At 37.2% G+C, this 22,840-nt stretch carries 15 protein-coding genes and 1 tRNA gene; 4 read left to right on the forward strand and 12 right to left on the reverse strand.

The genetic code is table 11. The features are described 5' to 3' along the window. Window positions 1-45: 45 nt before the first annotated feature. From OLM45_RS01020 to OLM45_RS01050, 7 genes are all read right to left on the reverse strand, one after another. Entirely contained in the window at window positions 46-2,136 is a 2,091-nt protein-coding gene (locus tag OLM45_RS01020) for a peptidylprolyl isomerase (protein WP_264511217.1), read from the reverse strand. A 98-nt stretch (window positions 2,137-2,234) separates the two neighbouring features. Continuing rightward, window positions 2,235-3,500, reverse strand: a complete 1,266-nt coding sequence (locus OLM45_RS01025; protein ID WP_264511219.1) for a hemolysin family protein — start codon at window positions 3,498-3,500, stop codon at window positions 2,235-2,237. Further along, window positions 3,501-3,698: a hypothetical protein gene (locus tag OLM45_RS01030; RefSeq protein WP_264511221.1), complete on the reverse strand. Its 198-nt coding sequence runs from the start codon at window positions 3,696-3,698 to the stop codon at window positions 3,501-3,503. 1 nt (window position 3,699) lies between these two features. Beyond that, window positions 3,700-4,242: an LPS export ABC transporter periplasmic protein LptC gene (gene lptC, locus OLM45_RS01035; RefSeq protein WP_264511223.1), complete on the reverse strand. Its 543-nt coding sequence runs from the start codon at window positions 4,240-4,242 to the stop codon at window positions 3,700-3,702. Further along, window positions 4,242-5,489 carry a hypothetical protein gene (locus OLM45_RS01040; protein ID WP_264511225.1) on the reverse strand — a complete coding sequence of 416 codons (1,248 nt, stop codon included), beginning with the start codon at window positions 5,487-5,489 and terminating at the stop codon, window positions 4,242-4,244. Before OLM45_RS01040 ends, lptC begins: the two co-directional genes overlap by 1 nt. Before the next feature lie 17 nt (window positions 5,490-5,506). Further along, entirely contained in the window at window positions 5,507-6,751 is a 1,245-nt protein-coding gene (locus OLM45_RS01045) for a hypothetical protein (protein WP_264511226.1), read from the reverse strand. Continuing rightward, window positions 6,744-7,475, reverse strand: a complete 732-nt coding sequence (locus OLM45_RS01050; protein ID WP_264511228.1) for a type III pantothenate kinase — start codon at window positions 7,473-7,475, stop codon at window positions 6,744-6,746. The genes OLM45_RS01045 and OLM45_RS01050 overlap by 8 nt, the downstream gene beginning before the upstream one ends. Before the next feature lie 99 nt (window positions 7,476-7,574). On the opposite strand from OLM45_RS01050, the gene OLM45_RS01055 reads away from it, so the two are divergent. Beyond that, a tRNA-Phe gene (locus OLM45_RS01055) sits at window positions 7,575-7,647 on the forward strand. 186 nt (window positions 7,648-7,833) lie between these two features. On the opposite strand, the gene OLM45_RS01060 is transcribed toward OLM45_RS01055, so the two are convergent. The 5 genes from OLM45_RS01060 to OLM45_RS01080 form a co-directional block, all read right to left on the reverse strand. Beyond that, on the reverse strand, window positions 7,834-10,596 hold the full coding sequence (locus OLM45_RS01060) for an AsmA family protein (protein ID WP_264511230.1): 2,763 nt from the start codon (window positions 10,594-10,596) through the stop codon (window positions 7,834-7,836). A gap of 100 nt (window positions 10,597-10,696) precedes the next feature. Continuing rightward, a complete protein-coding gene (locus OLM45_RS01065) occupies window positions 10,697-13,570 on the reverse strand; it encodes an alpha-amylase family glycosyl hydrolase (RefSeq protein ID WP_264511232.1) in 2,874 nt (957 codons plus the stop codon). 70 nt (window positions 13,571-13,640) lie between these two features. Next, window positions 13,641-14,798, reverse strand: a complete 1,158-nt coding sequence (locus OLM45_RS01070; protein ID WP_264511234.1) for a SusE domain-containing protein — start codon at window positions 14,796-14,798, stop codon at window positions 13,641-13,643. Window positions 14,799-14,846: 48 nt separating this feature from the next. Further along, window positions 14,847-16,430, reverse strand: coding sequence for a RagB/SusD family nutrient uptake outer membrane protein (locus OLM45_RS01075; RefSeq protein WP_264511236.1), 1,584 nt, complete (start codon window positions 16,428-16,430; stop codon window positions 14,847-14,849). Between the two features lie 10 nt (window positions 16,431-16,440). Next, window positions 16,441-19,392, reverse strand: a complete 2,952-nt coding sequence (locus OLM45_RS01080) for a SusC/RagA family TonB-linked outer membrane protein (RefSeq protein WP_264511238.1) — start codon at window positions 19,390-19,392, stop codon at window positions 16,441-16,443. Window positions 19,393-19,617: 225 nt separating this feature from the next. Between OLM45_RS01080 and OLM45_RS01085 the strand changes: the two genes are divergently transcribed. The 3 genes from OLM45_RS01085 (at window position 19,618) to pgmB (ending at window position 22,835) form a co-directional block, all read left to right on the forward strand. Next, on the forward strand, window positions 19,618-20,640 hold the full coding sequence (locus OLM45_RS01085; RefSeq protein ID WP_264511240.1) for a LacI family DNA-binding transcriptional regulator: 1,023 nt from the start codon (window positions 19,618-19,620) through the stop codon (window positions 20,638-20,640). Between the two features lie 190 nt (window positions 20,641-20,830). Next, on the forward strand, window positions 20,831-22,177 hold the full coding sequence (locus OLM45_RS01090) for an MFS transporter (protein WP_264511242.1): 1,347 nt from the start codon (window positions 20,831-20,833) through the stop codon (window positions 22,175-22,177). 4 nt (window positions 22,178-22,181) lie between these two features. Further along, window positions 22,182-22,835 carry a beta-phosphoglucomutase gene (pgmB, locus tag OLM45_RS01095; RefSeq protein WP_264511244.1) on the forward strand — a complete coding sequence of 218 codons (654 nt, stop codon included), beginning with the start codon at window positions 22,182-22,184 and terminating at the stop codon, window positions 22,833-22,835. Window positions 22,836-22,840: the final 5 nt, after the last annotated feature.

Consider the following 22,840-nt stretch of genomic DNA (forward strand, 5'->3'; position numbering starts at 1 on the left):
AAATCCCGATGTAAATCGGGATTTTTTTATGGGATTAGCGCTCTATTAATAGAAATCTAAACGATTATCTTCAATATCAGCAGCGTTTTTCAATGTTGAAATTACGCGTCCTGTGTTTTGAGCCGCTTGTTGTTTTAATTTGTTTACATACTCATCGTACTTAGCAATTTTAGGAGCTTTCGTAACTGATTTAGTTTTTACTACAAAAACACCAGAAATTCCTTCAATTGGAGCCGATACTTTGTTTGCAGGAGTTCCGAAAGCGGCACCTACTACTTTAGGTTCCATCCCCACATTAGGTAACATTGGACTGTCAACAGAAGCAGCAGCTACATTTTGAACGGTAACTTTATTAGCTTTAGCAATAGATTCTAACGAACCACCTTTAACTTTAGCTAAGATAATTTGTGCTTTTTTCTCGTTTTTGATAATTCCTTCTACAGATGGACGAGCTTCTTCAACACTAGTCAATCCTTTAGGGTTAATCTTTTTCAAACGGGCAATCACGTGACCAACATTTACTACTTCAAAACGTTTGATATCACCAATGTTGGTATCATCAGTATACGCCCATTTCACAATTTGACGTTGATTCCCAGCAGCACCTACCGCTTCATCCATGGCTTTAGCACGAGTAGATTCTACTTTCAAGTTTGCTTTTTTAGCTACAGCAGCAAAATCTTTTCCTGCAGCATCCATTTCAAATTGGGTAGCTTTCGTATACGCTTCGTTCGTTGTCGCTTCAGAAGGTTGGATTTTATGTGCAATCGTCGCTAAACGAATTGCATCTTGTTTATCAGTAACATTGATAATGTGGTATCCAAATTCTGATTCTACTAGACCGATAGTTCCAACAGGATTATTGAAAACGAAATCGTTGAATGGTTTTACCATTTGACCCGGACCAAAATATCCTAAATCACCACCTTGTTGAGCAGAAGAATCATCAGAGTTAGTTAACGCCAACATCATGAATGAACCTGGATTAGCTTTCGCTTGTGCTAACAAACTTTCTGCTTTCGCTTTTGCTTCTTCTTTGGTTCTTTTTTCTTTTTTCTGAACACGGTCAATTCCTTCCCAGCTGATTAAAATGTGGCTCGCTTTTGCTTTATCATTCGCTTTACGCCCCATCATTTTACTCAAGCAGTAATATTTGTTGTTTACATAAGGACCGTAGATTTCTCCATTTGGTAAATTAAACAACGCATCAGCTACTTCAGCAGGCAATTGTTGTTTTGACACATACGTTGTATCATAAGGTAAATCCGAATTTTCACCTACAAATTCAGCAATGTTAGTTGCATTTTTGAATCCAGGAAGTGTATCGTTTGTTCCTGTAGTTTTGTTGTATTCTACTTTCGAATTCAACAAGGCTACTAATTTTTCTTTTACTTCGTCTTGGTCTTTCGTAGACGGTTTATCTTCTACTAACACAAATTCGATTTCACGTGTTTCTTCCGCTTTGAATCGTTTTTCGTGTTTTTTCATGTACGCCGTAATATCTTCATCCGTAACTTTTACTTCGCTATCTTTTACAGAAGAATACATGATACCTACGTAATCAAAGTTTACTTTATCTTGTTCTAAAGCATATTTGAACTTTCCTTCAGCAGTTGTAGTATACATACCTGCTTTCACTAATGTATTGTAGATTTGATATTGACCGTTCAATTCCATGTCTTTCTCACGATCCTCAAACATTTTAGCTTGCTCAGGATTGTTTTTGAAGAACTCTTTGAATTTATTTAAATCAAATTTTCCATTCGTTTGGAACATTGGGTTCGAGCCAATATTAGGGTCTTTTTTGAAAGAATCCAATTTGTACGCTTCCCCAACACGGATACCCGCTTTATCGAATTGATCAACCAAAAGGGCTTTGTTTACTTCAATTTCCCAAGTTTGATTAACGGCTTGCGTTTGAGTCATTTGACCGCCTTGCCCACTCTTTTCAAGATTGACTACTTTAAGTTTGAAATCTTCAAATGCAATATCTTTTCCATTTACACTTCCTACATCATGCGACTGACTTTTCAATCCTTTGGTAAATAAATCTTGTACTACAAAGGCTAAAAGTGCAAAACCGATGATCAGTAAAAGTAACCCTGAACGATTTCTAATTTTCTGTAAAACTGCCATTTTATTACTATTATTTTTTATTTCAGTCTGCGAAAATACAATTATCTATGAAATAATTATCATGATAGAAGTATAATTTACATAAAAAGTTAAAATTTTTAATCCCGTTGCAAAACGGCAAGGCGAACGACCTCAATTTTACGATTGGAAGCGGCTTCAATTTGGAATTGAAACCCGTCAATAGTGAGCACATCGTCTTTCTGCGGAATTTCTTCCGAATGATCAACCAAGAGTCCGCCCAATGTACTATATGAGTCATTTTCTGGAAGATTCAACTTGTAGGTTTCGTTTAAATAGGCCACCTCTAAACGGGCCGAAAAACGAAATTCTGCTTCGGCTAATTGCTCTTCAATTTCTGTAACATCATTATCGTGTTCATCTTCAATTTCGCCAAACAATTCTTCAATAATATCTTCCACAGTGATTATTCCTGAAGTACCGCCATATTCATCCAAAACAACAGCCACAGACTTCCTTTTTTTGGTCAAAAGATTCAGCACATCTTTGATAAAAATGGTTTCGGGTACAAACTCAACTGGAATCATCACCGACTTTATGGTTCGTGGTTTTTTAAACAATTCAAACGAATGCACATAACCGAGTATATCATCCATTGTATTTTGATAGACTAGGATTTTGGAATAGCCGGTTTGCACAAATAATTCCCGCAATTCCGTTACTGAATCATAAATTTCTATTGCTACTAATTCAGTTCGAGGCGTCATAATATCGCGCGCTTTCACACCCGAAAACTCTAAAGCATTTTGAAAAATTTGAATTTCAGAGTCGACTTCTTCATTTTCATCTTTAGCATTCATTTGTTCGGAAATATAATTTCCAAGCTCGATTTTACTGAAAAACGATGGCACATAATCCCCTTCCGTTTTGAAAAATTTTTTTAACAAAAAATCGGAAATCCAAATAATAAACGAAGAAATAAAATTGAAAAGCGTATAAAATACATAGCTGGGAACGGCGAAGAATTTCATCACGCTATTCGCATAAATCTGGAAAAACACCTTAGGAAGAAACTCAGAGGTAATCAAAACGATAAAGGTTGACACCACGGATTGAATCAATACATTGGTCAGATCATCAAATTTAAAACCCCAATCGAAGATTTTGTGCGTGATTAAATCCCCCATAAAAAACCCATAAACAACCAATGAGACGTTGTTTCCAACGAGCATGGTTGCTATAAACTTGGAAGGTTTTTCAGTGATTTTGGTTAGAATACGAGACAAAAACGTGTCTTGTTTTTTCTCGATTTCCAAATAAATTTTATTGGAAGAAACATAAGCAATCTCCATCCCTGAAAAAAAGGCGCACAATATCAGGCAGAGGATGATTACAAGTATATTCATTTAGGGTTGCGATGAATTTTGTCTGTTTTTAAACTTCTTCCCAAAGTGGTTTCTAAAGAAATATAAAAATAGTGAAACTAAAGCAATTCCGACACTAATCCATGGCTTAGGATTATCTTGCCAATGTGTTACTACATCAAATGCAGCAAATAAAGCCGCTAGTAAATAAAGGTATTTTGTAAAATTGAGATATCCCATTTTATTCTGTTTTGTCCAATTCACCAGAAACACGTTGCGAATTGATAATTTTTAAATCCTTACTAAAATCGACGCCTTCACCATAAGATACACCTTTCGGATCTGAGAATTTATATCTCTTTTCGGTAAAGAACCATTCATTTTTTTGATCAAAATACAGTTGTTCCGTTTCAAACACTTGTCCGGCTGTATTAGTGATTTTGACATTCCCGCGTAAATCGATTAAATCGGTTTCTTTAAAACTGACACCGTACTTGGCTGTAACATACGTAGGTGTTCCTTTTTCATCATAAAGTGTCACGCGCACGCCTTTAGGAAATTCAGTAAACGGGTATTTTACCGTGGCATAATCCAACATTTTCGGACTTTCCAAAATGGATTTTATACGACCCGAATCGGTATACTTGATAGCAATGGAGTCGGCGTCGCCACTGGGATTAAATTCTGAAAAAACGGATTTCTGTACTTCACGAAAATTGCCTTCACAAGCCAGAAGACTTGTCAAGATAACTCCTAGAAAAAGTAAAGAAACTTTTTTTTGCATTACCAGTTCACCGTTTTATTAATCCAACATCCGAGTTCGACAGCATTTTTTTTGCCTTTGGCGGATGGGGTTTTCATTTTTGCTTTGTATTCTATTGATTTTTTCTGCGCAGCGGCAGTATATTTTGCATCCACTTTTGCAGCCTCCAACACAGCTTGTGAAGCTAAATAATAGGCGGCATCTGCTTGTTTATCTTTAAGATCACAAAATAAAATTGAGGCTTGGTACACCTCACCCATTAATAAGGGATAATTTGGATTTTTAGGATCCGCCTGCATCGCCTTTTGTAATAAAGCAGCTGATTTTCCTGGATCGTAACCTAGGAAGATCATAGCCAAATTACTGGCACGATCGGCTTTCACACTCTTATTTTCTTCGGTATCCACTGATGCAATCAAATACGGCTCAGCGCGTTCCAAAGACTCGTGTTTGAATTTTGCCATTCCAAACAAAAATGAAGACTGAGCGGTCTCCTTTAATTTATAAGTATGTAAGGCTATGGTTAAAAATGAAGCACTACGGGAGCACTTTTCATACATCTCATTTGTTAAAGCCAGATACAAATCGAAGTCGTTTACTTTATTTTCAATTACATTTTGAATTGTTTTCTCTAAACTCTCACAGGTAACCCGCTCTTTAATTTTTGAATGGGTACTCATATATTGTATTAAGTTCTCAAACTCATCTGCCTTTGCCGGGAACAATTTGGCATTTTGTAGTGCTTTAATTTTTACTTTTAAATACTCTTCGACTATATTGATAGCAACTTTTGAATCGCTGTTGTCTAACTCGAGTGCAGTATCGAAATACAATTTCAATGCCATTGGATCTTCAAACTGCTCCTTGCGTTTGTTCATTGCTTCTTGTAATATTACAAAAAGTTCTTCTTTTGAAAAATCTTTATCTTCAGCTAATAACATAGCCCTTTTTGATACTATATTTTTACTTTGTTCAGGAAAAAACTTCTGAGAGTAAAAATAATAGTCTAAAAGTTGCTGTTGTTTCTCTTTACGTGTATCTGCAGTTGCATTATCGTATTCATAGCGCAGAATTTGCTCCCCTTTTGCAAATTCGCCGAACGTTTTTTCAGCACATTTGGCTTCATAATTTTGCCATAATTCCAACAATTCTTCAGATTTACCATACCTGTAGTAGTCCTGTAAATCATCAGGCAGTTTACAATATTCGTTTTGTGCTTGAACACTCAAGAAACTAACTAGTAGTAAAAATTGAATAAACTTTTTCATTGAACTACGTATTATGATTAATCAAATTTACGTTTTTGGAACCATTGATCATTGAAAGACAAGCTGAAACCAACATTAAAGTAACGTTCACGAACCAATCCATTGGCTTGGGTACCTTTCATACCGTATTCAAATACCAAATTCATGTTTGAAAAAGTCCCACGTACTGGCAACCCTAAACCTGCTGTGACAGCTGTATCAGTTATCGATTTTTCATTGATTACTAGCCCGGTATTTTCATAACGGAATCCTGCACGATATACCACTCTTTGAAAATAACTCGTAAACGATTTATAATTAGGAATAAAATAACCTCCTACACTATAACGCATTGCATTTTCAAATTTCACATTGTCAATTTCGTTGTAGCGGTTACCGAAATTACTACTGTTTTGCATCAAAACATTGGCCCCAAAAGACCAATGATTTTTTTTACCAAAACCGAGTGCAAAATCAAATTTAGAAGGCAGTTTCAATTTAGAATCAGCTACAGTTAAACTTTCATCTTGCACAGCAATTTCACCACCGCTTGAAGTCCAACTTATCAACGCAAGATTTCTATCATTGGTGAATCGTAAGGTTGACTCGGGACTATAGACCAAACCCGTATACAAGAAGTAACTCTTTTTAATCGTTTTTTGATAACGCATACCCAAATTATAATTCACGCCGGTAGCATTAGAGACATTGGTCTCTCTTGTCGCATATTCAACTCCGCTGTAGGCATTAATCGCTTTGGTTTCAATGCGACCAAAATTATATTGTACATCAGCTCCAATAGAAAAATTAGGGGTTATTGAATAAGCTGTTCCAAAAAATACTTTATTAATACCGCCTGAACCTGAATATTGACGAATTAAATTCGTGTTAGTTGTATTTAATACATTGTATCCCACGGAAGAATAAGGCATCACTCCAAAAGAAAACCCCATTTTTTTGGTCGGAATCACCGCAGCGATATAATCCAAACTCGTACGTTGTGCTTTACTTGAATCTGAATTGGATTCAATTTTACCGGAGCCAAATGTTCCACCAACGGTAAAAGAAGTTAGTCGTATTGACGAAAAATAAGCTGGATTTTGCAAGTTTACGTGGATACTATCCGCTTGAGAAGTTATTCCTCCCATGGCACGATTTTCAATAGTTCCTTTGAACCGAACGTCTCCGATACCGTAGAAAGAATAGGGCGAACTTGTTCCTTGTTGCGCAAAGGTTAATGTAGAAATAAACAAAAGAAATGCGGATGCAATATTTTTAATCATTCGTTTGATATTGATGTAATAAGACAATACTTTCTAATAAGAAATTAGGATTGGCAAATATGGTGTTTTTTAAATGACCAGCCAAAAAATTGGCGTCTCCACCCGTTAAAATTATGATAATGTTCTCTTTTTCTTCACAATAGTTGTTAATGAATCCCTCTAATTCAAATTGAATTCCATTTATAACACCTGAATGGATCGAATTCTCAGTGGAATTCCCAACTAACTTGGGATGCTCTGAAGCTTTCAATAACGGCAACTTTGCGGTATGGTGATGTAATGCCTCATAGCGCATTTGAAGGCCCGGACTAATGGCTCCACCACGATACACATCATCAGCGCTGATGTAATCATAGGTTACACAAGTGCCCGCATCAATTACTAATCGGTTTTGGGCAGGATAACGCAAAACAGCTCCTGCTGCCAATACCATTCGGTCCATTCCCAAGGTTTCGGGGGTGGCATACGCATTTAAAAAAGGAAACTTACCGGTACGCTCAATGGCAAAAACTTCAAAGCGGTTTCTGAGGTAATCTAACGCTTCAATAGATTGATGAGTCACCGAAACATGCCCAATAGTGGTAATTTGAGGATATGTCAAAAAAATATTTTCCAACTCTATTTCTAAATTATCATTGCTAAGCCAATACTTATTCAAAAGAGTAGTTCCCTCAAAAACAGCCGCTTTGATTTGTGTATTCCCAAAATCCAAGATTAATAGCATGGTCAATTCGATTAGGCTACAAAAGTACAAATAGATTTTTTTTGATTTTTCTTTTGGATAAATTAAAAATGGTTCTATATTTGCACCCGCATTAGCAACGGTACCTTAGCTCAGTTGGTAGAGCAACGGACTGAAAATCCGTGTGTCCCTGGTTCGATTCCTGGAGGTACCACAAAAACAAAAACCCTTGAAATCCAAAGATTTTCAAGGGTTTTTTATTTACCTAAATTTTAAACTCTTTTTCGTCATAAAAAACATCCTAAACGCTTACCATTTGTTTTTGCAGAATAAAGTATAATAGATATATCACAATTGTTTACAAAGTTGTGTGATAGTGAATACCAAAACTTACTTTAACTCATTTCATCGGCACGGGCAACGGATTGGGTGTAATTTCCATGCCCTCTTGGTATTCGGTTTCTTGAAGATCTTCGGTTTGTTTACCGAGCCTAACTTTTGGATTGTCTTGCGTTCCCGTAATTTTAAGCGGAATTCCGATGATACCTAACGGTGGCAATCCCAAACGCATTTTGAGATTCAAACGCCCGTCAAAACTAGTTGTTCCTTCAATGCGTGGACGGAAACCAGCCACTTTGAATTTAAAGCGCTCAATAGTGATGATGTTATTCTTGATCGAAGTTTTAATAGCCACTTCAGATAGATCAGGGTTTTTGATTTTCTCTTTACCTGTCTTACGACTTACCGCATTCATCAATTTAAACCCTTTCATTTTGACCTTATTCACCGTCAAAACACCGCCTCCTTTTAACGAAGGAAAAATGGGCATCATTTGATCGTTTAGCTTCCCAGACAATTGATAATCCAAACTGATTAAACCTTCAGCGCTTTCCGCTGCCGTAACCATCTCACGAAACAGTTTTATTTCGGTATAGGCCCGTTTTACATCAAAATTGGATGCCTTAAGTTTCAGATCAAAAGCAGCCCGATTTGCCGTTTCGTTGGCATAATTAGCATCCATTTTCACTTGACAACCCACTATTTCAGCTTGTGCATTTGTGAGATGCAATTGACCGCGTTGCACACCAAGCTTTCCTTTGAGTTGACTGACTTTTACATCTTGAAAATTTAATTGATCGATATGGGCCCCAAATTGCAAATCAAAATTTTTAGGCAATACCACCACTCCTTTTTCAACCACAACCGTTTCTTTTGTCTTCGAATCGGTGGTTACCGTTTCAGATAAAAACTCATCTGCGTTGAAGTATTGAGATTTTAAATCAAAATTTCCTTTTAATACAGCGGTAGAACTCAGCACAAAGTCAATTACATTGCGCAATTCACCTCGCATCTGGATGTCGGATTGTCCGTAACTTGCTTTAAAATCAGCAAACGACATGCGGTCTTGATTGAAACTAAAAGTTCCTTCTTCGATTACAAAAGGTTTCGGCAAGTAATCGGTTGTAGTTTTAATCTGTTTCAAATACAATGTTCCCGAATTTTGCAAACGGGCATACTTACCATTCATGGCATCCGACTGTGTTCCTTTGAAATGCACGTTGGCTTTTACCAATCCATTTACATCGAGTCCTTTTTGGGAAAAAACCTTATAAATACGACCGACATCCAAATCGCCTTTCGCTTGAATGTTGTAAGCGATATTTTCTAAATTCTGCAATTTAGCTTTCACAACAAACGGTTTGTTTTCAAACACAAAAGAAGCCGGTTGAATATTTATTTTTAAATCCTTGAGTTGTCCTGTTGTCGTTTTTATTTCGGTATCCACTACAATATTTTGAATGGGATTAGGATAAAAATCTGTTTTTAAATACCCTTTCAACCATTGAATTTTGGCTTGTGTCGCTGGAATTTTATTGGATTTTGGAAAATAGGTTCCGTCCGCTTTGATATCCATTTTCAATTTTCCTTTCACATCAAGTGAGGCGATTCCCAAGGCGCGATTCATTGTTCCTAAATCCAAAGAAGATTTTATAACAGCATGAACTTTTGGCATGGTTAAACCTTCTGTTTTCACGATGGCTTTCGCATAATCTTTCCCTACATTAAAAAACAAGGAATCAATATTGACTTGTAACTTCTCCGGATTGAGTTCGGGAAGTTTCGTTTCAAAATTGAAAAAGATATTGCTAGCGGTCAAAGGCGCTTCTTTATGATTGATTGCACCATCACGAATCCGCATGATGAACCCCAAATCGGGATTGGTTTGTGTAGACGCGATGTATTTGCCTTTTAATGTCAAAATTAAATCCGTTTGTCCATCGACTTGGGTTTTATCAAGCCAATTCACATACGCAGGCGGAAGTGCGGTAAAGAAATCTTTCAATTGACTATTCACGGATTCGACTTTAAAATCCAGATCGTAGCCATTGCTTAGAAAATCCAATTTACCCACGAAATCGATGGGCAGTTGGTTGATTTTTAAATTATTTTCTTCAAATATAAATGAAAGTGAATTCGTGTTGATTTTGGTTATAAGATCGGCATTGACTTTCTTATTTTTCAGGTATACTTCTTTTCCAAAAGCAAAATTAAAATCCTCAATTTCAGCTTCGGTATCCAAATCGAAAATGGCTTGATCCAAGTCGCCTTTCCCTAAATAATTGAATCCTTTGGCATCAATAAAAATCCCAGTTGATTTGTCATCAAACTTTAAATGGGTGTTTTCAATGGCAATTCGGTCCAATCGTAAACTCGTATCTGAAGATTCCTCTGGATTTTGCGCCTCTTTGGTATCCGAAACATAGACGTTATAATTGGCATTTCCGTTTTTATCGACTTTGACATTGATGTAGGCATGATCGAGAAATATTTTATCAATGGAAACAGCCCCATCAAAAACCAAAGCTTTTAAATTAATCCCAAACGCAATTTCGTCGGCTCCAACCAGTGTTTCTTTACGAAATGGAGCCGAACCTTTAAGATCAAACTCGGTAAGGGTAAGCGTTAAATAGGGGAAATGTTCAAAGAAAGATAGATTTGCTTCTTTAAAATTGAGTTCGCCATTCAATTTGCGGTTTGCAAAAGCTTTGACTTCTTGTTCGATTTTACCTGGAAATAGAATGGGAAATAAAACCATAAATAGCAGCATTCCCAAAACAAAAATTCCAGTAATCTTTAAAAACTTAATTAGGGTTCGTTTCATGATTACCTGAAATACAGCTACAAAGCTAAGACAAGTCTTACGAATAAAAAAAGGTTCCTGAAAAAACAGGAACCTTTAGGTAGTAACTTAACTAAAATAATTATTCTTTGATCAATTTTACGCTTTTTGAAAGACCGTTAGCCGCTTCAATTTTGGCGATATACATGCCTTTTGACAATTCTTCAATGGAATAGTTTTGGTTAATTGAAAGGTTTTCAAAAGACTTCACCAACTGGCCAGTCAAGGTATACAATGTTACATTTTTAACTTCTGCATTGACCATGAAAGAAGTTGTAGCAGGATTTGGTGCGAGTTCGATAAACTGCATCATATCAAAATTAGAATTACTCAATGCAGGTTGGTTACCAAATACGCGGAATCCTCCGGGTTCAATACTAATGGCCATGTTTACATTGGTCACATTAAAAGTTGAGTTATCCATTAAATTTGCCCAAGTACCTGTGTAAGGGAATCCGCCAACGGCATTGTAGGTCGCATCGGAGAAATTCGTTAACACAATCACATAACTTAAATTGGATGTAGAAGATGTACTGGTCCACACATCCAAACGAGGTTTACCTGTATTACTAATATTCCAGCTGTAAGTCCCGTTCTCAAAAACATTCTGACTTGTTTTTAAATCCATCAAACGAGACCACGTATTATAAACGTTCAAACGATTGGCATCTCCCATCCAGTTATTTGTCCATTGGGGTTGAGGTTTGGTATCCAATTTACAATCGGGATTTGAGTATGAAACATTACCCGCATTACACGTCCACAAGGAATTGGTCATCCCTAATTCACCAAAATGCCAAATCATTTTTGGACCAGGTACTAAAAACAATACCGATCCCATTGCGGCCATGCGGGTATGCACTTTTGCCAAGTTACCTTGTGTTTGTCCGGCTTCATTTAAAGCTTTATACCCTACGCGTTCTTCGTCATGACTTTCGGCATAACCAATAAAACGGTTAGTCGATTCTGCCACACCGGTGATGTCTGAGAAATTTCCTTTTAAGAGTTCGGCATATGAATCAGTCATTTTACGCCATTGCATAATTCCACCCGTATTACCATTACGGTTATAATTGGCCCACTCCACTTCTTCAGTGTACGAACCACCTGTTCCTAAGTGTTCAAAAATTACCAAGAAATTTGGATCAATCTCCCATTGTTTATCGGCATACCATTTTAATTTAGCTACACGATCAGAACGGTATCCGTTGGTACATGTATCATCACCAGAAGTACATTGATTGGTAAAACCTTTGGTTAAATCCCAACGGAAACCATCAATTTTATACTCTTGAATCCAATGACGAATAGTACGAACAGCATAAGTATTGGTAAGATTATCAGGCTCACGGAAATGATTCAAATCACTTCCAACACTGTATGAATGTGTTGCATATTGATTAACATAAGGGTTTTCAGTGGTTGTAGCCACGGCATCAGCCCAACCATCGTTATCGGCATCTTGCATCCACATACGCACAAGTGGTGAACGTCCAAAAACATGATTTAATGCTAAGTCTAAGATGACAGCTATTCCATTTTGGTGGCAAAGGTCTATGAATTCTTTCAGTTTTGTCGGCGGACCATAACGCTTGTCCAAGGCCATGTGGTAAGCGGTATTGTAGCCCCAACTCATATTGCCTTCAAATTCCATAACAGGCATTAACTGAATGGCATTTACTTTTAAATTTTTAAAATAATCAATACGATTAATTAAATCCTGATACGTTCGGTTTGCATCAAAATCCCGAATTAATACTTCATAAATATTCAAATCTTTCTTTTGTGGTTTTTGAAAATTCGCTGAAGCGCTACTCCAGTTATAGCTGAATAAAGTATTGGCACCTGTTTGTAGAACTGTAACTTCACGCTCTTGCCCTGTTGGGTATTGTGGAAGGTTTGGGAACACTCCTAAAGATTGAATTTCTGGATCATCAAACGGTGATAATACCAAAGTTGAAAAAGGATCGGCTGTTTTAACAACTGCGGGGGAGTTTGCAGGACGGCTAGTCACATCACATACCCAATATTGATACGTATAAACTTGACCAGGAGTTAAACCCGTTAATGTCAACCAAAATTTACCCGTTGTAGGATCTTTACGCATTGCATAAGCTGTAGTAGGTTGCCAATTGTTAAAGCTACCTGCTACATATACAAAATCTTTGAAAGGTGCATTTAGAACAAGAGTTGCAGTAGTAGCATCACTTGCATTATAATTTATACCATCTTCCATTCCTGAGGGCAAAGCCGATGAAATGGTACCTGGATTTACTATAACGGTAAATCGTTTTGAAATGGTAGTTGTACCAATGGTTGCAGAAACTTGGTATACTTTTGTTGATGTGACATTAGTATCACCACAAGTAAAAAATGAAGTCGCAGCAGTTGAACACGTAATCGGTGTACCATTTGCGGTTACAGCATAAGTTGCATTACCTCCTGTATTTTGGGCAACGATACTTACATTGGTACCGGAATTGATGATGGTCAAACTGTTCTCTGTTGGCGATAGTAAGCTCATTTGAAAAGCGCCTACTTCAGATAAAATGTCTTGTGATTTTTTATCACCATTACCATTTTTAGCTTTCACCAAAAATCCAATTCTACCAATATTGGTTCGGTTGTAAAAAGTGGTAGGAGTAATTGTCATTGTATAGGTATCATTACCTGAATTATAGGTAAGACGATTGGTCTCAGAGGAATTATCCCAAGTACCGTTAGTTGGACAATCAAGAATATTGGTGTCATTAATATCAAAGGACCAAGCCCAAAGATAGAGTGCATTATTGGTTACACCCCAAGTTGTCTCATTAATACTACTACCATTAATGGTAATTGTAATGGATTGCGTTTCTTCAAAAACAGCCGGATTTATAGAATAAGTCACTGTTTGTTGTTGTGCAAAAAGCACCGTAGAAAAGCAAAGGAAGACGAATTGTATTATTTTTCTCATAGCATTTATTTCTTAGTAAAAAAAACCTCCTGGACGTAAAACATCCAAGAGGTTTCGGTATTTTTAGGAATTAGTTAGGCATCAAACGAATATTGTAATTCGCTGAGTTACGGATATCTAAAACCACTTTGTAGTTTCCAGCAGTGGGCACTTTCATGTTACCACCGTTTAACTTGATTTTGTATTGACCACCTACAGTGGTATTTTCAGTACTACCTGATAATGTTCCCATTTTCACTGACCAGTCATCTTTCAAACGAATCAAAAATTCGTCAGCTGCTAATGCAATATCAATAGTATACATTTGGTAGTAAGGTGAACTTGGATTGGTGTCAAATGTCATGTATGTTGGTGTACCCCATCCATTTGGAGTAGCGGCACCAATAATTGCTACTTGACGTTTTGCTACAGTGTAAGTGTTCGCTGCCCAATCTACTGTAAAAAAGTAAGTTCCTGCACCATCATTTGGCTTAATATCATTTCCTGGTGAAGCTAATGTTGTAAAAGTGTTAGGGTTACTAACATCCCCTTTATCTCCGTTCCAAGCTGGACCTGGAGTAAATTTGAAAGCTGGATTACTCACGTTCATCCATACAAAACCTTCGTATTTACCGTCATTACCTGCCGAATATAAACGAGCTACATTAGCATTATCTGGTGACCAGTCATTTCCATATCCACTTGCAGATTGGTATCCACCAGGCACATAGATTCGACTAAATTCATCAAAGGTATCGTAAGGATTTCCACTAAATGAAACTTCGTTTGAAACTGACATTACGCCATTGGTAGAAGTAGCCAATTGCGTTGAAGGTACACCTACAACACGAAGCTTGTATGATTCTGTAGAACCAATTGATCCTCCTGAACCCAACAACATCACATTTAATTGACGTTGTGTTACCGCTTTTTCATAGCTTGATGAACCATTAGAATTATAACTTCCTAAAGATAATTCTTGTGGAGTAGTAAAACTTCCACTTGCTTTAATTACTTGTAATTTATAGGTAACCGCAGCATTATAACCGAAGTCTGCTCCAGTCCATTTTAAAGTGAAAACATTATCACCAGCAGTTGTAGCCCCTAGAGTAAAACTTCCTCCATTGGGCTCTGTAACAACAATATTATTTTTTACAGAAGCTACCGGATCCAGAGTCTCATCACTACAAGACACCATTGATGTAACGGCTCCTGCTAATACGAATAAACTTAATACTATTTTTTTCATAATTTCTGGATTAAATTCCCACAGCCTTAACTGTGGGAATATATAAGATTAGTAACCTGGGTTTTGTTGTAATGTTGGGTTTGAACCGATTGCTTGAGAAGGAATTGGGAACACTTTGTATTTATCATCAATACTTGCTCCAGCTTGCGCATTTCCTTTCCATTGCCATACATAAGAAGAACCTGAGAATTTACCAAAACGGATTAAGTCTTGTCTTCTGTGTCCTTCCCAATACAATTCTCTACCTCTTTCATCCAAAACAAAATCCAATGTTAAATCTGAAGATGTAATTGCATTCGCACCTGCACGCAAACGAAGTGTGTTTACATAGTCTGCCGCTTGAGTCATGCTTCCGTATCCACGAACCGCTAACTCCGCATACATCAAATAAGCATCAGATAAACGGAATACAGGGAAATCGATATCTACAAAGTTTCCAGATGGATCTGACCCTTGACCTCCAGTAGATTTGATGTTTTTATATTTCTGAACCGCATACCCGTCAGTAAATGTTCCAATATTTCCAATTGAAAGTGCTTGGCCTGCTGTATAGAACATACCACGTGGATCGGTACCAAACTTAGCCACAAATTCTGGACGAGTACGTAATCCCCACCATCCTCCGTTGATTCCGAAGTTAGATGGATTCATTGAACCTCCCACTGCAGCATGTGTAATGAAGGTAGTTCCACCATACGTTTGTGTATTGATACCATCATAACGAATTGCAAAAATGAATTCCGATTGTGAACCATTGATGTCGTTATCCGCCATGAATAATTTGGCATAGTTAGATGTTACGTTGATTGAATACGTAGAACCTAAAACAGTCGCTAATGCGTTTGATGCTTCAGTAAATTTGTTTTGGTTAATATACACTTGAGCATTCAAGTATAATTTAGCCAATAACATTTTAGCAGCCACTTTGTCTACACGACCAAACTCATTGGCACCTGATGCAGCTAAATCTGCATCAATTGCATTCAATTCAGACTCAATGAAGTTAAACATGAAGGCACGGTCTTTTTGAGCTGGTAAGAAATAGCCAACAGGATCATTTTCTGTTGTGAATGGAATATTTCCAAACATATCCATCAAATGCCAGTACGATAACGCACGTAAGAAACGCGCTTCTGCACGATATTTTACGATATCTGCACGTGTAGCAGCTGACACATTACGACTGTTCAATTTGTCGTCAGTTGTTTGACGTAAAAATTCATTACATGAAGACACTTGGTACATCCCACGAGAAAACATGGCATAAATAAATTCATTATTTGCCGCCCATGTATGGTTGTTTAATGAAGGTAAGTTCCCGTCAGCCCATGCAATAATGGCCTCATCAGTAGTTACTTCATTCAATTGCCAATACGCTCTTAAATATTGACCGAAACCACCATCGATACCTGCGATGTCCGGACCTCCATTTGGACCATATTGACCCGATACTGCCAAACCTGAATACAACTTTGCCAAAAACTGACGGTAAGCCGATTCATTTTGATAAAAAGTTTCTGATGAAAAAATATCATCGTCTAACTTGATTTCGTCCATTTCTTTGGTACAGGATAAAGACAAAAGCCCTACTACTGCTACCAGAAAAAATCGATTAATAAATTTTAATTTCATAACAATTTAATTAGAAGTTAACATTACATCCTAAAACATACATTCTCGCTCTTGGATAAATGGTATTATCAATACCTCCATAAATCTCAGGATCAATTCCTTTGTATTTAGAGATAATTAAAGCATTTTGAACACCTAAAGATAATTTAGCTGTAGTTGACTTTCCGAATGGCTCTTTAAAGTTGTAACCTACTGAGATATTATCCAACTTGATGAAAGAAGCATCTTTGATATAGTAGTCTGAGAAATAACGGTTATTTCCTTCATTAACGAATCCTGTATCAAAGAAACTTGGATTGATATTGTTCAATGGAGTAATTTGATTTGTTGAATTGGTCAAATAACCCAAAGAAGAAGAAATATTATCATACATATAGTTACCGATACTTGCTCTCCATGCCATAGAGAAATCCCAGTTTTTGTAAGTCATATTTGACATTAAACCAAAAATGAAATCAGCATACGGTTTTTTATAACGGTACATGTCTTTTGCATTGATGATTCCATCTCCATTGCGGTCAACATAAACACCTTCCAATGGCTTTCCATCAGTTCCGTAAACTTGTTCATATACGTAGAAAGAACTTGGTGCATAACCTGTAGATTGAATTTGAATGGTATTACCTACACCACCTGCGATACCACCCCAAGCCACACCTGGAGAATCAGTTCCATCAACCGCAGTTGAAGTCATTTTACGGTTTTGATAATTGGTGTTAAAATTCAAATTCCATGTGAAATTATCGGTTTTAACTACATCGGTATTTAAATTCAATTCAATACCTCTTACACGTAAACTACCAAAGTTTCTTGGTCCTGTGTTAGATAAATTAGCTCCATCAGGAAATGGAACTCCAACAGCTAATAAATCTTTTGAATTCTTTTGGTAAAAGTCTAATGAACCTTTTACTTTTTTATACAATTCAAAATCGATACCTAAGTTAGAGGATTCCACTGTTTCCCATTTCACAATATCTGAATAAAACAATGGTGAAACTGGCACAACTACATTGCTTCCAAATTGGTAATACGATCCAATTGATGCTGTTAAGTATTGTGGAATATAGGAGAAACTTGTTGGTAATGCTTGTTGCCCAACAACACCCCAACCTAAACGTACTTTCAAGTTTGTTAGCGACTTGCTGTCTTTCATGAAAGATTCGTTAGACACATTCCATGCAAAAGATGCTCCAGGGAAAATTTCAGAACGATTACTTTTTGCAAAGTTGTTCGAAATATCTTGACGAACATTAAAACTCACTAAATAACGGTTATCATATCCAAAATAAGCTTTACCAAAATACGACTCTAATTTAACCGCAGGATTTAAAGTATAATTATTAGAGTTGATAATGTTATTTGGATTTCTTGTTTCTCCAGAATTGAAACTATCACTATTTGTTTCTTGATAAGAGTGACCTGCAGTTACATCAACATTGAACTTACCAAATGTTTTGGTATAGTTTAAATATACATCCAATAACTTCTGCGTATTAGCTCCAGAAGAATAGGAATATCTACCTAAGTTGTTTCCTGAATTGTAAAATCCATTGATACTTTGATTACTTAATTCATTGGTTCCTTCACCATATGAACGGTCAACAGCAGCGATTGCAGTAACTTTTAACTCAGGTAAAAAATGAAACTTATAATCAGCTTGAATATTTGACAAGAAACGGTAGGATTTACCTACATTATTTCTTTGATATAATTTAGCTACTGGATTGTCTGTTGCTAAGAAGATTGGCTGATTTGAAGTATCATACCATTCGAAATAGCCACCATTTGCTCCATTTGCAGAGTAAACTGGTTGTGTAGGATCAAAATTAATCGCGTCACGAATGGCACCTTCATCTGCATAACGGTTTTTAGTAACTGTCATATTAGCATTCACAGCAATCTTTAAATGATCTTTAAAGAAAGAAGGATTCAAACGCAATGCCATAGTTGTTCTGTCATATTTAGAAGTCTCTAAAATACCTGGAATATAAGAGTGACCATACGAGAACGAGGTAGGTAATTTTCCGAATAAAGCTCCACGCATACTCACAAAATTATCCACGGTAACTGAATTTGAGAAAATCTCATCTTGCCAGTTGGTATTTGCAGTCCCTAAACGCGCAACACGGTTTGGATCAATATTATATTGAGCAATATTTGCAGGATTCGTCATAAAAGCACGGAATTGATCTGCAGAAGTGGTGTTGATTTTTTTAGCCAACGTATTTACTGTAAAAGTAGTACTTGCGTTAACTTTGATCTCTCCTTTTGCTCCTTTTTTAGTAGTAATTAAAATCACACCTCCAGAAGCACGGTTACCATAAATAGCCGTAGAAGCCGCATCTTTCAAAACCGAAATAGTTTCAATATCATTTGGATTCACAGAATTAATACCATTAGCAACAGGCACACCATCAACAACTACTAATGGATCATTACTAGCATACAATGAAGATTCTCCACGAATACGAATAGTTGCACCCGCACCTGGCGATCCGCCTTGAGTAACTGTTACACCCGCAGCACGACCGTTTAACAACCCTTCAACGGTAGAGTTATACCCTCTGTTGAATTCTTTGGTCGTTAACACCTCTACTGCACCGGTAGCATCTTTTTTCTTAACAGAACCGTAACCTACTTGCACCACGACTTCTTGAAGCGTATTGGCTTCTTCTTCCATAGCGACAGTAACTGATTTCTGTCCGTCAAAAGTGATGGTTTGGTTTTTGTAACCTACAAACGAAAAGACTAATTTGTCTCCTTTTTTAAGTTTGCCGATTTTAAAATTACCATCTAAATCTGTGGAAACTCCGGACTGAGTGCCCTGAACTACCACATTTACTCCAGGAAGCGATTGTTTAGATTTAGCATCTACAACCTTCCCTTCCAATGTTGCTTGAGCCAATGCGGTTAAAGGCAACATGAGTAGAAAAAATAACAACTTGTTATAAATTGTTTTCATACATTTTGTTTAGGTTAATAATTTGTTTTTTGCTTGTACTTGCACTTCGAAGAGTTAAATTTATGATAATTTTTAGGATAAAAAAATGACACCCTATTATATACTATCCGAAAACGTTTTCGTGTTGAAAACTTTTGCAATACCCCATAAAATTAGGAAGAAAATTGATAGGTTAAAAAAATACCTCTACCTTTATTGACAATTAAACATAACCGAAAATTTCGCATGAAAAGAAAAGTAACGCTCAAGCAAATTGCAAAAGAATTAGATGTATCCATTTCAACCGTTTCAAAATCGCTACGAGACAGCCCTGAAATCAGTGAAGATACCCGACAAAAAGTGCAAGCATTTGCCAAGCTTTACAACTACAAACCCAACAATATTGCGCTGAGTTTAAAAAACAAAAAGACCAAAACGATTTGCATCATTATTCCTGAAATCATCCATCACTTTTTTGCTACGGTGATTAGTGGGGTCGAACATGTGGCTAACGAAAATGGATACAACGTTTTGGTTTGTTTATCAGACGAATCTTTCGACAAAGAAGTTATCAATATGGAAATGTTGGCTGGCGGAAGTATCGACGGCTTCATTATGTCTTTATCCAAAGAAACCCAACAAAAACGTGACTTTCACCACATCACCGAAGTCATCAATCAAGGGATGCCTGTAGTAATGTTTGACCGTGTAACGAATGACATTTTATGTGACAAAGTAATCATAGACGACAACTTAGCCGCTTACAACGCCACCCGTTTTTTCATTAATAAAGGCTATAAAAAAATTGCGCTGATTACTACTGTTGATTATGTAAGTGTAGGTAAATTACGCACCGATGGCTACACCAAAGCCATGATGGATCACGATTTGAAAGTCGATCCCAATTTAATCTTAAAAATTGAAGACACCGATAACTTTGATGCCCAAATAGAAGCCTTACTTCGGGATCAAAAACCGGAAGCTATTTTTGCTGTAAACGAAATTTTTGCCGTTACTGCCATCAAAATTGCTGGTAAACTTGGACTTAAAATACCAACTGATATTTCGATTATCGGTTTCACCGACGGCATCATTTCAAAATATTCAACACCAAGCATCTCGACTGTGAGTCAGAACGGGGTGAAAATGGGTGAAAAAGCCGCAAAAATGCTCATCGAACGCCTCGAAAATGAAGAAATGGAAATCGAAGAACATTACAAAACGGAAGTCATCGAAACGGAATTAGTCGAACGCGAGTCGACCCACTAAAAATTGCTTTTTTATCAACAAACAACGTTTTCGTAACCGATTTTTCTTAAAAAATGAAGGCTTAAAATTACGATTTTCAAAACTTTACTATATTTACAACATCAAAGCTTGGCTTGTACTTCGAAATTAAAGTAAGTTTTGATAAGCCTTCAACCGCTTATCGTAATAGTAATCAATACGTTATACGATAATGGAAAAGCGTACGTTAAGTTTCTGGGAAATCTGGAACATGAGTTTCGGTTTCTTGGGGATACAGATGGGTTTTGCCTTGCAAAATGCCAATGCCAGCCGAATTTTACAAACCTTTGGTGCCGATGTCCATGAACTTTCCTGGTTTTGGATAATTGCTCCTATGATGGGACTTATTGTCCAACCCATAATTGGTCATTTTAGTGATAAAACATGGGGACGTTTTGGTCGACGCAAACCTTTCTTCTTAGCAGGCGCACTTCTTGCCTCCATCGGATTAGTACTCATGCCGCAAGCAGATATTTTTATCGCTTTCTTACCTGCTCTTTGGGTAGGTGCAGGAATGCTGATGATTATGGATGCATCCTTTAACATTGCCATGGAACCTTTCCGAGCCTTAGTGGGAGATTGTTTGCATACCAACCAACGTACTTTAGGATTTAGCGTTCAAACGGCTCTTATTGGATTAGGTGCTGTAATTGGATCTTGGTTACCCTGGGTGCTTACGAATTGGTTCGGAATTAACTCCGTCTCTTCAAGTGGTGTTCCCACAAGTTTAATCATCTCCTTTATTACCGGTGCCGTTATTTTAGTAGGATCCATTTTGGTCACACTTGTTTCAACGAAAGAATATTCACCAGAAGAATTGGCACAATTTGATGATGAAAAAGCACACCAAGAAGCGATTGGCGAACAACAAGAGTCCTCTCTGAAAGATATTTTCACCGATTTTGCAAAAATGCCTCAAACCATGCGCCAACTGAGTTGGGTGCAATTTTTCTCCTGGTTTGGATTATTTGGTATGTGGGTTTTTACAACGCCAGCCATTGCCGAACACGTGTATGGTCTTGACCCATCGGATACCAAAAATCCTTTGTTTCAAGAGGCTGGAAATTGGGTCGGAATCATCTTCGGAGTATACAATCTTGTTTCCATGTTTTTTGCTTTTGCTTTACCTGCCATTGCCAAAAAATATGGACGTAAAAAAACCCATGCCGTTTCGCTTTTCATAGGTGGTATCGGATTGATTTCTATGTATTTTATCCACAGTAAAGAAATGCTTATTATTTCCATGATTCTAGTTGGTATAGCTTGGGCTAGTATTCTAGCTATGCCTTACGCCATTCTTGCCGGTTCTATCCAACCCAAAAAAATGGGCGTGTATATGGGGATTTTCAATTTCTTTATCGTAATCCCACAAATTGTAAATGCATTAATTGGCGGACCTATCGTGAAGTATCTTTATGGTGAACATGCCATTTTTGCCATTGTTACCAGTGGGGTAAGTTTCATTATCGCCGCATTATTAGTCTCCAAAGTAAATGATGTCGACGACACCGTAAATTAAAATTATGTCAAAAAAAGCCTTCATTTTCGACCTTGATGGCGTGATTGTCGATACCGCGAAATACCATTTTCTCGCGTGGCAAAAACTCGCACAAGAACTCGGAATCGAATTTACCCCCGAACACAACGAGGAACTCAAAGGAGTGAGTCGTGTGCGTTCGCTAGAAATTATTCTTGCCCTCGGTAATGTTACCGCTACCGATGCAGAAAAAGAGCAATGGCTCTACCAAAAAAACCAGGATTACCTCGCTTACATTGAAAATATGGATGCTAGTGAAATCCTTCCCGGTGTACTTCCAATTTTAGAATACATCAAAGCAAAAGGACAATGGATTGCCTTGGGTTCGGCCAGTAAAAATGCCCGACCTATTTTGGAAAAAGTGAACATTATGCACTTATTTGATGCCGTTGTCGACGGTAATGACGTGTCTAACGCCAAACCCGATCCCGAAGTTTTCGTTCGAGCAGCGCAATTATTGGGTGCAACCAACGAAAACGCTATCGTTTTTGAAGACAGTGTGGCCGGAATTCAAGCTGCTAACATTGCGCACATGACCAGTATTGGCATTGGCGATGCTAAAATCTTGCATGAAGCCCAATTCAACTTTAACGATTTCACCTTTATAGAGCCGTCATTTATTGATTCGCTCTTGAATTAGTAATT

This window comes from Flavobacterium sp. N1719, assembly GCF_025947045.1.
In the GTDB taxonomy this organism is placed as follows: domain Bacteria; phylum Bacteroidota; class Bacteroidia; order Flavobacteriales; family Flavobacteriaceae; genus Flavobacterium; species Flavobacterium stagni.

Coding starts and splice junctions, on each gene's coding strand:
- OLM45_RS01020 (WP_264511217.1), bottom strand. CDS start 2,136: ATGGCAGTTTTACAGAAAATTAGAAATCGTTCAGGGTTACTTTTACTG.
- OLM45_RS01025 (WP_264511219.1), bottom strand. CDS start 3,500: ATGAATATACTTGTAATCATCCTCTGCCTGATATTGTGCGCCTTTTTT.
- OLM45_RS01030 (WP_264511221.1), bottom strand. CDS start 3,698: ATGGGATATCTCAATTTTACAAAATACCTTTATTTACTAGCGGCTTTA.
- lptC (WP_264511223.1), bottom strand. CDS start 4,242: ATGCAAAAAAAAGTTTCTTTACTTTTTCTAGGAGTTATCTTGACAAGT.
- OLM45_RS01040 (WP_264511225.1), bottom strand. CDS start 5,489: ATGAAAAAGTTTATTCAATTTTTACTACTAGTTAGTTTCTTGAGTGTT.
- OLM45_RS01045 (WP_264511226.1), bottom strand. CDS start 6,751: ATGATTAAAAATATTGCATCCGCATTTCTTTTGTTTATTTCTACATTA.
- OLM45_RS01050 (WP_264511228.1), bottom strand. CDS start 7,475: ATGCTATTAATCTTGGATTTTGGGAATACACAAATCAAAGCGGCTGTT.
- OLM45_RS01060 (WP_264511230.1), bottom strand. CDS start 10,596: ATGAAACGAACCCTAATTAAGTTTTTAAAGATTACTGGAATTTTTGTT.
- OLM45_RS01065 (WP_264511232.1), bottom strand. CDS start 13,570: ATGAGAAAAATAATACAATTCGTCTTCCTTTGCTTTTCTACGGTGCTT.
- OLM45_RS01070 (WP_264511234.1), bottom strand. CDS start 14,798: ATGAAAAAAATAGTATTAAGTTTATTCGTATTAGCAGGAGCCGTTACA.
- OLM45_RS01075 (WP_264511236.1), bottom strand. CDS start 16,430: ATGAAATTAAAATTTATTAATCGATTTTTTCTGGTAGCAGTAGTAGGG.
- OLM45_RS01080 (WP_264511238.1), bottom strand. CDS start 19,392: ATGAAAACAATTTATAACAAGTTGTTATTTTTTCTACTCATGTTGCCT.
- OLM45_RS01085 (WP_264511240.1), top strand. CDS start 19,618: ATGAAAAGAAAAGTAACGCTCAAGCAAATTGCAAAAGAATTAGATGTA.
- OLM45_RS01090 (WP_264511242.1), top strand. CDS start 20,831: ATGGAAAAGCGTACGTTAAGTTTCTGGGAAATCTGGAACATGAGTTTC.
- pgmB (WP_264511244.1), top strand. CDS start 22,182: ATGTCAAAAAAAGCCTTCATTTTCGACCTTGATGGCGTGATTGTCGAT.